Consider the following 12,656-nt stretch of genomic DNA (forward strand, 5'->3'; position numbering starts at 1 on the left):
TCGTTGGGGCTTGTAGAGTTCAGTAAAGCAATCCTGTTTTTGCCTCTCCAGTCTTGCTTATTAGCACCATTTTTTTCCATTCAAGCATTGGCAATTACGTCAAACTGCCAGGGATTATATACTTCTACGTTACCATTTAATTAGTTTACCTTTACTTACCCTCATTATTTTTTACGGGTATTAGTAATTTTGCAACACGTTGGCTTATCCCAATCCTATTTTTATGCCCACTCTGCATCTTCAGCCAAGTACAAGTGAAACCTGAGTTAACCATCAAAATACGTTCTTTTACCGTAACTTGTTTATTAGTCCAAATTATTTTCTTTGGTATCTTAATTAATCGCGGTTATACAGTACATAATAAATACAATCAATTTCCTGTATATGAAACAGTACAAGCAATCAAAACTGATCGCCTCAAGGTGGATTACATTGTTTCTGATTCTTATTGGTTGTTAGGAAATCTCATGCTGGCACTCTCTATTAAAAATGGCTGGTATCTGCATCCTGCGACTCCATTTTCTTTACCTAAAGGGAAGCTACTACTTGTTTGGCAAAGCCCGCAATTACCTGTCTGGGTAAATACCTTAATGCTACCTCAATCAAAGGCAATAAATTGGGTGGCAAGCCCTAGAAATAACTTAATCGTGACTGGACGAACTTATTACGAGACTTAGTAGAACAAAGACTAAGATACTGACTTTAGCTTCTTTGCCATTCTGGAAGAACGCTCTCGCTGAATTAGATAGAGGTTGCGTGCGTAGATAAAAACACCGGTTGATTGTCCTAATATAAAGACAGGATCCTGTTTATAAATCGAATAAATTAATAATGTTAAGCCGCCAAATAAACTCAAATACCAAAAAGCAACGGGAATAACACTTTTCTTCACTTTTTCACTAATCAGCCACTGCACGACAAACCGAGCAGAAAAAATCCCCTGTCCGATAAAGCCAATAGCGAGCCACAGATAATCAACGTTCATATGTAGAAACCTCCGGGGCACAAGGACGCTTTAATAACCAGCGCACACCAATTAAATCATGAATACCAACAAATAGTCGATTCATAACACCATATTTAGATATACCGTGCCGACGCGGCCTATGATTCACTGGTAAATTAACTAATTTAAATCCGGCTCTTTTAAACAAAGCCGGTAAAAAGCGATGCAAATGGTTAAAATGAGGTAGCGCTAAAAAAGCTTCACGAGGAAACAGCTTTAAACTGCACCCTGTGTCTGGGCAACCATCACCAAGCAAACGCTGCCGTACACCATTACCAATACGTGAAGATAATTTTCTTAAGTAATTATCATCTCTTTTCTTACGGTTACCCAAAACTACCGTACGAAAATCTTGTGCATGCTCCACAAGCTGTGGAATATCGGCAGGATCATTCTGTCCATCTCCATCCAAAGTAACTAACAGAGAATAGCGAGCTGCTTTGGCGCCACTCAAAAGAGCTGCGCTCTGCCCAAAATTTCGCTTATGATAAACAACACACAAATTACTATAACGTTGTGATAACGAATAAAGCTGTTCTATCGTACCATCCTTACTGCCATCATCAACAAAAATGACCTCATAAAGGAAATCTGTCGCTGAAAGCGACGCTACAATTTCCTCATATAAGGGTTCAACATTATCGACCTCATTATAGACAGGAATAATAATCGACAAATCAACCTGAATAGAAGTCATTTCAGTTCACCTTAAAATAAAATTTATTGTACCGTATGTCCCCAAACCGGAGCCAACCATGATTTGCGTCGCAAAATACACAGCAAAATCCCAACTTCTAATAAAGTTAGATAACTTGCCGTCAAAACATCGCTCAGATAATGGTGAGTAAGAAAAACACGGGAAAACGCGATAGTTAAACCGGCCAAAATAAAGGCGTAAAAATACCGTGGAAACAAAATACTTAAGCCTAGGGCCGCGCCAATAATCGTGGTTGTATGCCCAGATGGAAAGGACCAAAAATAGGCGTTGGTTTTAAAACCAAAAAACCATATAGCTGCTCGTCAAACCACATATCTGGTCTGGCTCGTCCTAATAATGCCTTCAAAAATACGCAAATTACTCCAGGTATGGTAACGCACATAAATAAAAACCAGGCGCGCGCCTCCCATTCTCTATTTTGCCGTATATAGCGGAAGAAAAGTGCCAGAACAAAAAATCCACCCATATAGATCAAGCCTAAACCTAATTTGGTTAACCAAGTTAACAATTGCAAATTTTCTTTTAAATCAATCTCATAAAAATATTGGGCAATAGGTTTATCAAGATATAAAAAAGACAAAACAACGAAACCAATATAGAGCATTGCAACCCAAGGCTTAGTCATTACAGCCAACAAACGATCAAAGGGCGACATACTGTTTTTCTCCCATATTTTCTTGTCTAATTAAAAAAGCTCTACCCAGCGGCCTTTGTTGTAATTATAACCTTTTGTATGGGCCATAATGGCATAGCTCCTACGGTTATTTATCCATTCAGCAAACAGAGCAGGTTCAATTAAGGCCAAACGAGACGAATCTTGTTGTAAAGCTTTCTGTGCCGTCTCGCTATCAGTAAATTTCACTAAATGAGTATTTAAATTAAACACTAAACTGGGTTCCTCAAAACCCACTACTAACAACGGCTTGTCAGATGAAATCTGATGCCTATCTACTTGTTGCGCCAAATTTTTCGTTAGCCATAAAGGCTCCAATGGAGGCAATAACTCCCTAAAAATAAGTGGATAAGCAATTCCAGCCAGGATAAGTACAGCTATGCTGGCGTGATAATAAGCGCTATTCCAAGCAAAATAAACACAAATAATAGTCATGCCAGACAACAAGGCAAAAAGAATACTGCTTATTAAAGGGAATTGATGAGTCAATAAATAGGGTAAAAAAGCTAATCCAAAGGCTAAACCTATGGAGAAAAGTCCCCATAAAAACTGCAGGAAGTGCAACCAACGTCCTGGTAGTTTTGCCTTCTCAGCCTTTTCAATAGCTAAGGCACATAATAATGCAATAGCAGGAAAAGTAGGTAACACGTATTGAGGTAATTTGGTTGGCATCAACTCAAAAAAATCCAGGTTGGCAAAAGCCAAGCTAATAGAAATTTAACTACTTTATTGTGGCGATTACGAACAGCATAAGTCCCACCTTGCCATAAAAACAGAGAGGCAGGCCAAAATGTTAGCGGTAAAATGAATAGATGAAATAAGGGTGGCTTGCCATGTGATTCATGCCCGCCTTGTAATTTTGGTAGCAAATCCTTATGGATCATTTGCAGTAAATAATTACTATTTTCTGCTGTATTAACCATCATAACCCATGCGAGACTAACGAATGAAAAGAATAATAAGCCACGATAAATGCGCAACTCACGAAGCCAATCCGTACGTCGTTCCATAATACAGAGTGTTACAATAGATAAAACCCCCACTAAAGGTGTCACACCCTTTAGCACTAAACCATAGGCCATAGCCAGCCAGAAACAACCGGCCCACCCCCAATAAGCAGGTTGTTTATCGATGGCTTTTTGATAAATAACCCACAAGGCACCCTGCATTAACAACACAGAAAACAATAAAGAGGTATCAATCACCGCCATATGTGCTTCTACAACTAGCAATAGAGCAGAAGCAAATAATGCCGTCGCTAATCTGGCTGTGCGTCGATGAACAAAACGGCGCGCGAAAAAATAGGTCAACAATACAGAGAATAATGCACCTAACAAGGACGGGATACGGTAAGGCCAGATATTTGTAGATTGGGCATTTGAGAATAAATTTACACTACCTGCCTGCAACCAATTTATGCCAGGTGGCTTTTGAAAACGAGTTTTTTCTTGAAAACGAATTTGAAAATATTGGCCAGTCTCTATCATTTGTCGGCTTGCCTGGGCAAAATGCGCTTCATCCCTATCAATTACAGGCATTTTTGCGATACCAGGCATAAAAAGTAATAAAGAAAAAAGTCCTAGTAATAAATAGCTATTAAGTTTATCCAAGGCTCTTGCTCATCGCCCCAATTTGACATGCTATGATATAAGAGCTTCTCATTAAATTCTACTTAATCAGCTAATCCCGCATTATTATTTTAGATCATACTGGGTCTCGCGCATAAAACGCAGAAGGTGAACGGTGAATAATTTTCTGGGACCTCACGGCACTCCGCAACCGGTTAGTAGTTTGGAGGTATAAAGTCAACAATTCAGTACGACCTCAACTTGAGCTAATCGCCAACTATCCGTTAGAATGACGCACGATCATAATGGGGTAACTCTCTATACTCATGCTTGAATTAACAATCACCCAACAGATAGTGGTCTGGATACTTCCAGTTTTATTTGCCATAACCCTCCACGAGGCAGCGCATGCCTTGGTTGCTAATTATTTCGGTGATACAACCGCCAAAATGCTTGGGCGTTTAAGCGTTAATCCTCTGCGCCACATTGACCTCATTGGCACGATAATTGTTCCCATTATTACTTTAATGTTGAGCGGTTTTGTTTTCGGTTGGGCAAAACCCGTACCTATTAACAGTTCGCAATTGCGCAATCCGCGCCGTGATATGGTGTTAGTCAGTGCTGCTGGTCCACTTTCAAACCTTGTAATGGCTATTTTTTGGGCTTTATGCCTAAAATTAGCCACCACCCTGGATCCTAAATCTTCTAATATTGCTTTATTTTTATTACTCACTTCGCGAGCAGGCATACTTATCAATTTGCTTCTAGCCTATTTTAATTTGATTCCCATTCCACCTCTCGATGGCGGGCGTGTTGTTGCTTGTCTTTTACCAACAAGGGAAGCTCTAATTTATGAGAAAATAGAACCTTTTGGTTTTTTATTTTATTAGCGCTATTATTTAGCGGTATTTTGGGGTGGTTAATCAATCCAGCCATTAGCTGGTCGCTAACAACTATTCGTTTTTTATTTAATTTATGAAAATTCTCGCTGATGCAACTATACCGGGTTTAGCTCAAGCCTTCCCACAGCCCTTTGAATTAACTGTCTACAAAGAGGGTGAGAACATATCCGAGCTTCTCTGTGGACAAGATATTCTTTTATGCCGCTCTACCCTGCAAGTTAATGAACAATTGTTAAAAGGACATTCACTGCGTTACGTTGCAACGGCCAGTAGCGGCACTGATCATATTGATAGTGCTTATTTAAAAATGAATGCCATTGAGCTGTTAGATGCAAAAGGCAGTAATGCTGTTGCAGTGGCCGATTATGTTATGACTACACTCGCCTATTTACAAAAATATCATTTATTTCAAGGAACAAAAGCTGGTGTCATTGGTGTCGGGAAAGTTGGCTCAAAAGTCAAAGAACGCTTGGTGGCAGCCAACATGGAAGTCCTTTGTTATGATCCCCCCAAAAGCAAACGCGAAGGCAGTTTTTACAGTATTACCCTGGCTGAACTCGCTGATTGTGACCTTATTTGTGTGCACGCCAGTTTGCATGAAGAGCCTCCTTATCCCAGTCGGAATCTTATCGATGCAGCGCTGCTTGAACGATTAAAACCTGGTTGTGCCATCATCAATGCCTCGCGCGGTGGTATCATCAACGAAGAAGAACTTATTAAAACCAAATCGGTTATTTATTGCACTGATGTTTATAATAACGAACCGTTTATTAACCCAGAGGTTGTTAATTTTTCCAAGTTATGTACCCCTCATATTGCAGGTCATAGTATTGAAGCTAAGTATGCTGCTGTATTCATCCTAAGCCAGAAATTGCATACCCGCTACAATCTCTCGCTCCCTACAATGAGTAGTGTTGTAGCAACAACTTTAAATTTACCTCCTTCTTCTGAAAATCAGAGCTGGCAAGATTGTGTTTTATCTCTTTTTAATCCAGCTACCGAGACAAAAATATTGAAGAATTCCAGCGATCTTGCTGCAACATTTACCGAACTACGCAAAGCACATAAGAATCGCCATGATTTTTGTGTGTATAACGCACAATTAGTAAACCAACAAACACGTAATATTCTTGGTTTTAGTAGCAATCTCCAATTTTAGCATCGCAAAATATGCGCATCGCCTACACAACAGCCTGATTTGATTTCATTCTTAGGATATTGCTTATCTATTTAGGATTTGCCGTATTACTGCTTGATCGGAAAAAGCATGACGCACATTTCCAATTTGCTGGTACGCCTCATGACCTTTGCCGGCAATAAGAATAATATCTTCTTTATGTGCCAAATTAAGCGCCTTGGTAATAGCTTCTTCTCGATCGGCAATTTTATATAAATTAGCTTTGGCAATTATTCCAGCATCGATAGCATCAATGATAGCCAAGGGATCCTCATTACGCGGATTATCACTAGTGATAATAGCAATGTCTGCATATTCACTGGCAATCTTTCCCATCATTGGTCGTTTACTCTTATCTCTATCACCACCACAACCAAACACAACTATAATGCGACCTTTTTTACCTTTTTAGAGTAGCTAATACATTTTGCAAAGCATCAGGAGTATGTGCATAATCAACAATGGCATAGGGATCGTGAGTTACAACCTCCATACGACCAGGCGCCGGTTGTAGTTTTGCCATTATAGGGATTACTTTATCGACATCGTAGCCAGCTGCTAATACACTGGTAAAAACGGCCAGTGCATTATAAATATTAAAAACCCAAGTGCATTGATAACTAATTGATGTTGTCCCCAAGGTGAAGCAACCTCAAGCCGAGTCCCCGCCAGGCTAACATCCCAACGCAGAGCACGCACATCTGCCTCATCTTTAATGCCGTAACTAATAATTTGACAAGGTTTTCTCACCGCAGCTCGCATCGCTTGCTGGTAATTATCATCCTGATTAATAATAGCCCACTTGAGAGTTGGCTCAGCGAAGAGCAACGCTTTTGCAGCAGCATAAGCATCCATTGTTTCGTGATAATCAAGATGATCATGACTTAGATTGGTAAAAATTGCTTGGTGAAAATCGATACCCTCCACCCGTTTTTGATGTAGGGCATGAGAGGAAACTTCCATACACACTTGCTTTATAGCCTTTTGCTGGTAGGTGTATAAAAGATGTTGTAAACAAAGCGCATCAGGCGTCGTATTCACCAAGGAATCCAATGCGTTGACATCCCCTTGCCCCAAAGTGCCAATGTAAGCCGCTTTTTCACCTAATAACGTATGAGCTTGAGCTAATTGGTAAGCAACTGTTGTTTTGCCATTTGTTCCAGTAACGCCAGTTACAGCTAATTTTTTTGTTGGTTCATCAAAAAATCGGCTGGCAATTGCAGCAAGTTTTTTTGCCAGATCAGGTAAGGCGAGGCATGGCAGTTGTGTCGGAAGTTGACAATTTTCTGGCCAATTATCCGGCTCATAAACGATCGCTTTTGCGCCAGCATTAATCGCTTGTTGAATATATAATCTGCCATCAGTAGCAGCACCAGGATAAGCAAAAAATAAAAACCATGTTTTATTTGCCGACTATCGTTATGTACACCTAGAATTTCACAATCGGGAATATTCTCAGTAATCCAAGGACGCATTAACTCAGCAAGTTTCATGGTAACCTCATGTAGTTGTTTTATCGGGAGGCACTTCCAAAATGCGTAAAGCCCCAGACATCACTTGTGCAAAAAGTGGTGCTGCAACAGCCGCGCCATAATAACTATTTCGTGTCGGTTCGTGAATCACCACGACTACAACGAGCCGTGGTTGTGAAACTGGAGCTATACCGACAAAGCTCGCGATGTGACGATTAGCTTCATAACCATTTTTACCGGCAATTCTTGCTGTTCCCGTCTTACCGGCAACTCGATAACCAGGGATTCTTGCCAGTTTTCCTGTCCCTTCATTACCTAGCACTGCCTCCATCATCGCAAGAACTTGATTTGCTGTTTTTTCATCCAGTACTTGTTCACCAACGGCTGTTGTTTCGTTGTGTAATAGAGTAACCGGTAACAACCGCCCTTTGTTGGCAAAAATAAGATAGCCTTTAGCTAACTGTAAAGCAGTGACAGACAAGCCATAACCAAAACCCAGCGTTGCTAATACAAAAGGATTAGCATCCTTAACTTTAGCAATTGCACCATCACTTTCTCCGGGATAACCACTTTCCGTACGTTGTCCAAACCCACTCCGCTGAAACAGACCAATAAGCTGTTCGGGCGGACTTAAGAGAATCATTTTAGTGACACCAACGTTACTGGAGTGCTGTAATACGCCTGTTACATCTAATACACCGTAATTATGTACATCGCGAATAGTATGACCATGTACTACCATCCAGCTTGGTCGTGTATCAATAATATCTTCAGGCTTAACCAAACCACTTCCCAGTGCACTTGCTATACTAAATGGCTTGATTACGGATCCAGGTTCAAAAATATCTGTTATCGCTTTATTACGGTAACTGTCACGCGTATAACGACCGCGTGCATTAGGATTAAACGAGGGATAATTTGCTGCTGCTAGTATTTCTCCATTTTTAGCATCGACAACTACCACAGAACCAGATTTTGCAGCAAATTTCTCCATAGTTAGTTGTAATTCATGGTAAGCCAAATACTGAATACGTCTGTCAATACTCAAAGACAAGTCATGGCCAGGTCGAGGTTCTTTAAGCACACCCAACTCATCAACAATCTGACCCATGCGATCTTTTACAACCCTTTTCTTGCCATTAATTCCCATTAACCAATCTTGATAAGCGAGCTCTAATCCTTCAAGACCAGCATCGTCAATATTAGTAAAACCAATTAACTGTGCGGTACTTTCTGCTTCAGGATAATATCGTTTAAATTCCTGTTGAAAATTAACGCCAGGAATATTGAGTTGCTCAATTTTTTAGCAAGCGTCGGCGGCAACTGACGGTGTAGATAAAGAAATTCTCGCGAGCTGGCTCTTCTAACTCTGGCAAGTATTCGCTTTGAAGGCGCACCTAGTAGACGTGATAACGCGGCCAATTGTTCCGCATTTGGTGAAAATACCTTAGGATTTACCCACACTGATTGTACTGGCGTACTTACTGCGAGAGGGCTCCCTTGCCTATCAGTAATCATGCCTCGATAGGCAGGGATATCAATTGTACGTATACTGCGAGCCTCGCCCTGACCTAACAGAAATTGACGATGAAGCACCGTCAAATCCAACATCCGCCATACAAGCACTGCTAGTAGCAGAATGAAAAAACGATACGACTACTAGCCGAACCTGATGACCATTTGTTTTCATTGGATTCGCAACACAAAAGTTTCTTTATCTGCTGGTAATCTCATTTGCAATTTTTGTATTGCCAACTCCTCTACTCTTGCAGGTGTTGCAAGACTGGCTTGTTCCAAAAGTAATTGTCCCCATTGCAGCTGTAATTGATGGGTTTGCTGCTCCAAATGCTGCAACTGGCTAAAACTGATACGATGCTCATTGGTCGTATAGATAATAGCCAAGGCACTCAGTAATACTGCCAATAATAAAGTCAACATGAAACAAAGCTGTTTTGAGAGACGCATATCTAGTAATTGTCCACTAAAAAATTGCTCTGATTAATCGCTCTGGCTGCGGCATTCATGCTATTTTTCTCCTATTCTTAAGACCGCACTACGTGCTCTGACGTTTTCTTTTACTTCTTCATCAGATGCTTTGACGGCCTTCCCCACCCGCTTAAAACACCTCTGAATCTCTACATCACGTATAGGCACCCCCGGTGGTGGGCGCAAACCTTGCTCTTTATTACGCATAAATTGCTTAACAATACGATCTTCTAATGAGTGGAAACTAATCACTGCCAAACGCCCACCAACCGCTAAGACATTGAGCGCTTCATCTAGACAAGTGGTCAGATCACTTAGCTCCTGATTCACATGAATACGTATCGCCTGAAATACTCTGGTTGCAGGATGTTTATGTTTTTCCCATTTTGGATTAGCTTGTTTGACAATTTCCGCCAAAGCCTCTGTAGTCTGAATGGGAGATTCTGCGCGTGCAGCAACGATTGCTCGTGCAATGCGCCCAGCAAAGCGCTCTTCACCATACTCTCGGAATATGGCAGCCATTTCATCTGCCTCTGCTTGATTAACAAAACGAGCAGCATCCAACGCTTGATCCAAATCCATGCGCATATCTAAAGGTCCTTGCTGCATAAAACTAAAACCTCGCGCAGGATTATCCAATTGGGGTGAAGAAACACCTAAATCCAACAAAATACCATTGACCTGCCCGTAAACATTGGCTTGTTTGGCAAATAAAGCAAGCTTGGCGAATGAGCCTTGATAAATATGAAAGCGCTTATCATTAGCAAAATGTTGTTTGGCGTAATCTATTGCCTCAGGATCTTTATCAATTGCAATCAGACGCCCTGCTGCAGATAATTGCTGCAAAATAGCACGACTGTGACCACCACGGCCGAAAGTTCCATCGACATAGATCCCATCTGCCGTGATAGCCAAGCCTTCTATCGCTTCTCGCAACAATACTGATTGATGCGCCATCATAATTATTTCCGTTACAAAGAAAAAGTTTTCATTTCATCTGGCAATCCATCCTCTTGGGAAGCTTCTTCAGCCAACCACTGCTCACGTCTGGTCTGCCATAACATTTCATCCCAAACTTCAAACTTATTGCCCTGACCTATCATCACAACTCGTTTATCAAGATGGGCATAATCGCGTAATAAAGGCGGTAAAAGCACACGGCCATTACCATCCAGCTCTACATCGGTTGCATGTCCAATCAGCAAGCGCTGAATTCGACGAGCTGCCACATTAAAACTAGGCAAACTTTGCAGTTTATCTTCAATAATCTGCCACTGTGCTGCCGGATAAAGCAGCAAACATGTCTCTTCTGTATCAATGGTCACCACCAAAGAAGATTTCTCTTGCGCACTCAAGGCGTCTCGATAACGCGTTGGTACTGCAAGACGGCCTTTCCCGTCAATTGTGATGGCATTAATTCCACGAAACATGGCTTCTTTTTTGTGGTCAGCTAGTAGCCATCCCACAATTCTCCACTTTTTTAGTATTTTAAACCACTTTTATACACTATAGGAACACATTTTCCCAAGCGTCAACCCCAAAACAGGTTTTTCCGATAAAAAATTTCAGTGGCACTGTTTTTTAATCCACAAAAGGAATTATTTAATCCAATATGGATGAATTTAATTCAATTACAGATGTGGAATCAGACCTTCCACCCCATCTTGAGCACAACGAGAGATCTCCGGTAATGAGTGCCGCTTTAAAATCGGAGATTTCTCACTGTGTTCGGAATGACGTAGAAAATAACGCCAGTACACCATTACTCTCATAGCTGGCTTTATTTTTTAGGAAGGGAACAACTTTGTATTTTGAATAAAAACAGAGATTAAAACTGATTTACTACAGCTACTGTCACCACCTAAAAACTACAATTACAATAACAATGATACTCGCTAAATTTCTCACACTATAAATATTAACTATTCAGCATTGCGGCCAAACGAATCCCCTGTAACACTAAATCAGGAACCAAATGATCATAAATTCCTTGTTTTTCAAACAAAGAAGCAAATCCTCCCGTTGCCAACACGGTTACATCTTGTCCAGCAAATGATTCAGTCTTAATACGATTAATTAATTCGCGACAAGCACCCAACACGCCATAAAAAACACCTGATTGAATACTTTCAATAGTAGAACGCCCTACAACTTGTTCTGTTCTAACAATTTCTACCGCCGGTAACTTCGCAGTCTTGGTAGCAAGAGCATCCACTGACAAACGCACACCAGGTAAGATCGCCCCTCCCAAATATGCTTTTTGCATGGTAATTACACAAAATGTGGTAGCAGTACCGAAGTCAATTACTACAACATTTTTGCCAGGGAAAGCGTGAGTCGCCGCGATCGCGTTTGCTATGCGATCTGCACCAACTTCAACTGGATTACGGTATTTAATGTTTAAACCTGTTTTGACTCCTGCCTGCAACATGAAAGGCTCTACAGAAAAATATTTTACACAGGCTGCTCGCAGAGAATAATCTAACTGAGGTACAACTGAGCAAATAGCAATTGTATCAATTCCTTCCGGTGAACATTGATTCTCACGCAAGACAGATTTAAGAAAAATACCTAATTCATCGGAAGTACTAACTTGTGAAGTATGGCGAAAACGAAGACGAATCTCATCATCGGCAAATACACCACCGTAGATATGCGAATTACCAACATCAATACATAGCATCATGTCACTAGATTCCGCTATAGCAAATGCGCCGATAGTAAGTCTACTTATGACGAGAATCAAGGGGTAATAAAAAAGTCGGTCGATAAGCCGGGTTCTGTCTTGGACAACCATTCATCTGGGACATGCGTCACCACATGCCTCAAGCGACCTACCCGAATCCCGTACGGGCCATACGTTCGTGCATAGCAGCAACGAAGGATTCCTATTTGGTCTTGCTCCGGGTGGGGTTTTCCCTGCCACGACTGTTACCAATCGTGCGGTGCGCTCTTACCACACCATTTCACCCTTACCTAGCTGTTGCGAACAACAAATAGGCGGTATATTTTCTGTGGCACTTTCCGTAGGCTCACGCCTCCCAGGAGTTACCTGGCACCCTGCCCTGTGGAGCCCGGACTTTCCTCCCTCTGTTTTACACAAAGAGCGATTGCCTGACCGACTCTGTTATTAATACTAGCAGAGTGCCCAATG

Annotated in this window: 11 protein-coding genes, 1 other RNA gene and 4 pseudogenes; 3 read left to right on the forward strand and 13 right to left on the reverse strand. The window is 41.2% G+C overall.

Going from position 1 to position 12,656, the window contains the following annotated elements:
- Positions 1 to 254: 254 nt before the first annotated feature.
- On the forward strand, positions 255 to 677 hold the full coding sequence (locus BN58_RS14050) for a hypothetical protein (protein ID WP_019217370.1): 423 nt from the start codon (positions 255 to 257) through the stop codon (positions 675 to 677).
- Between the two features lie 11 nt (positions 678 to 688).
- Here the strand turns inward: BN58_RS14050 and BN58_RS14055 are convergent, their stop codons facing one another.
- From BN58_RS14055 to BN58_RS25645, 6 genes are read right to left on the reverse strand one after another with little or no spacing between them, the layout of a single operon-like run.
- Positions 689 to 985 carry a lipid-A-disaccharide synthase N-terminal domain-containing protein gene (locus BN58_RS14055; RefSeq protein WP_019217371.1) on the reverse strand — a complete coding sequence of 99 codons (297 nt, stop codon included), beginning with the start codon at positions 983 to 985 and terminating at the stop codon, positions 689 to 691.
- Positions 975 to 1,703 carry a glycosyltransferase family 2 protein gene (locus BN58_RS14060; protein WP_019217372.1) on the reverse strand — a complete coding sequence of 243 codons (729 nt, stop codon included), beginning with the start codon at positions 1,701 to 1,703 and terminating at the stop codon, positions 975 to 977. The genes BN58_RS14055 and BN58_RS14060 overlap by 11 nt, the downstream gene beginning before the upstream one ends.
- 23 nt (positions 1,704 to 1,726) lie before the next feature.
- Positions 1,727 to 2,017, reverse strand: coding sequence for a phosphatase PAP2 family protein (locus BN58_RS28790; protein ID WP_083852217.1), 291 nt, complete (start codon positions 2,015 to 2,017; stop codon positions 1,727 to 1,729).
- The gene (locus BN58_RS25640) at positions 1,933 to 2,379 is read right to left on the reverse strand and encodes a phosphatase PAP2 family protein (protein WP_051131924.1); all 447 of its coding nucleotides are present in this window, start codon (positions 2,377 to 2,379) and stop codon (positions 1,933 to 1,935) included. The genes BN58_RS28790 and BN58_RS25640 overlap by 85 nt, the downstream gene beginning before the upstream one ends.
- 30 nt (positions 2,380 to 2,409) lie before the next feature.
- Positions 2,410 to 3,069, reverse strand: coding sequence for a hypothetical protein (locus tag BN58_RS28795; RefSeq protein ID WP_019217373.1), 660 nt, complete (start codon positions 3,067 to 3,069; stop codon positions 2,410 to 2,412).
- Positions 3,069 to 4,007 (reverse strand): ArnT family glycosyltransferase, encoded by a 939-nt coding sequence (locus tag BN58_RS25645; RefSeq protein WP_019217374.1) that lies wholly within the window; start codon positions 4,005 to 4,007, stop codon positions 3,069 to 3,071. Before BN58_RS25645 ends, BN58_RS28795 begins: the two co-directional genes overlap by 1 nt.
- 284 nt (positions 4,008 to 4,291) lie before the next feature.
- Between BN58_RS25645 and BN58_RS25650 the strand changes: the two are divergent.
- Positions 4,292 to 4,944, forward strand: a pseudogene (locus BN58_RS25650) (site-2 protease family protein).
- The gene (locus BN58_RS14080; RefSeq protein WP_019217376.1) at positions 4,941 to 6,026 is read left to right on the forward strand and encodes a 4-phosphoerythronate dehydrogenase; all 1,086 of its coding nucleotides are present in this window, start codon (positions 4,941 to 4,943) and stop codon (positions 6,024 to 6,026) included. Before BN58_RS25650 ends, BN58_RS14080 begins: the two are co-directional and overlap by 4 nt.
- Positions 6,027 to 6,089: 63 nt before the next feature.
- Here the strand turns inward: BN58_RS14080 and BN58_RS25655 are convergent.
- The 7 genes and pseudogenes from BN58_RS25655 to rnpB form a co-directional block, all read right to left on the reverse strand.
- Positions 6,090 to 7,537: pseudogene (locus tag BN58_RS25655) on the reverse strand (UDP-N-acetylmuramoyl-L-alanyl-D-glutamate--2,6-diaminopimelate ligase).
- A 7-nt stretch (positions 7,538 to 7,544) separates the two neighbouring features.
- Positions 7,545 to 9,206 (reverse strand): annotated as a pseudogene (locus BN58_RS37110) (peptidoglycan D,D-transpeptidase FtsI family protein).
- A pseudogene (ftsL, locus tag BN58_RS25665) lies at positions 9,203 to 9,540 on the reverse strand (cell division protein FtsL). The pseudogenes BN58_RS37110 and ftsL overlap by 4 nt, the downstream one beginning before the upstream one ends.
- Position 9,541: 1 nt before the next feature.
- On the reverse strand, positions 9,542 to 10,462 hold the full coding sequence (rsmH, locus tag BN58_RS14115; RefSeq protein WP_019217379.1) for a 16S rRNA (cytosine(1402)-N(4))-methyltransferase RsmH: 921 nt from the start codon (positions 10,460 to 10,462) through the stop codon (positions 9,542 to 9,544).
- Between the two features lie 11 nt (positions 10,463 to 10,473).
- On the reverse strand, positions 10,474 to 10,932 hold the full coding sequence (mraZ, locus tag BN58_RS14120) for a division/cell wall cluster transcriptional repressor MraZ (protein WP_026069498.1): 459 nt from the start codon (positions 10,930 to 10,932) through the stop codon (positions 10,474 to 10,476).
- A gap of 488 nt (positions 10,933 to 11,420) precedes the next feature.
- Positions 11,421 to 12,188: a type III pantothenate kinase gene (locus tag BN58_RS14125; protein WP_019217381.1), complete on the reverse strand. Its 768-nt coding sequence runs from the start codon at positions 12,186 to 12,188 to the stop codon at positions 11,421 to 11,423.
- A 67-nt stretch (positions 12,189 to 12,255) separates the two neighbouring features.
- Positions 12,256 to 12,628, reverse strand: an RNA gene (rnpB, locus tag BN58_RS28800) — RNase P RNA component class A.
- Between the last annotated feature and the right edge of the window lie 28 nt (positions 12,629 to 12,656).

Source organism: Legionella tunisiensis (assembly GCF_000308315.1).
Taxonomy (GTDB): domain Bacteria; phylum Pseudomonadota; class Gammaproteobacteria; order Legionellales; family Legionellaceae; genus Tatlockia; species Tatlockia tunisiensis.

What these genes read in the sequence shown, in the direction of transcription:
- BN58_RS25640 (WP_051131924.1), bottom strand. Translation starts at nt 2,379, where the DNA reads ATGTCGCCCTTTGATCGTTTGTTGGCTGTAATGACTAAGCCTTGGGTT.
- rsmH (WP_019217379.1), bottom strand. Translation starts at nt 10,462, where the DNA reads ATGATGGCGCATCAATCAGTATTGTTGCGAGAAGCGATAGAAGGCTTG.
- BN58_RS14060 (WP_019217372.1), bottom strand. Translation starts at nt 1,703, where the DNA reads ATGACTTCTATTCAGGTTGATTTGTCGATTATTATTCCTGTCTATAAT.
- mraZ (WP_026069498.1), bottom strand. Translation starts at nt 10,932, where the DNA reads ATGTTTCGTGGAATTAATGCCATCACAATTGACGGGAAAGGCCGTCTT.
- BN58_RS14080 (WP_019217376.1), top strand. Translation starts at nt 4,941, where the DNA reads ATGAAAATTCTCGCTGATGCAACTATACCGGGTTTAGCTCAAGCCTTC.
- BN58_RS14125 (WP_019217381.1), bottom strand. Translation starts at nt 12,188, where the DNA reads ATGATGCTATGTATTGATGTTGGTAATTCGCATATCTACGGTGGTGTA.
- BN58_RS14055 (WP_019217371.1), bottom strand. Translation starts at nt 985, where the DNA reads ATGAACGTTGATTATCTGTGGCTCGCTATTGGCTTTATCGGACAGGGG.
- BN58_RS28795 (WP_019217373.1), bottom strand. Translation starts at nt 3,069, where the DNA reads ATGCCAACCAAATTACCTCAATACGTGTTACCTACTTTTCCTGCTATT.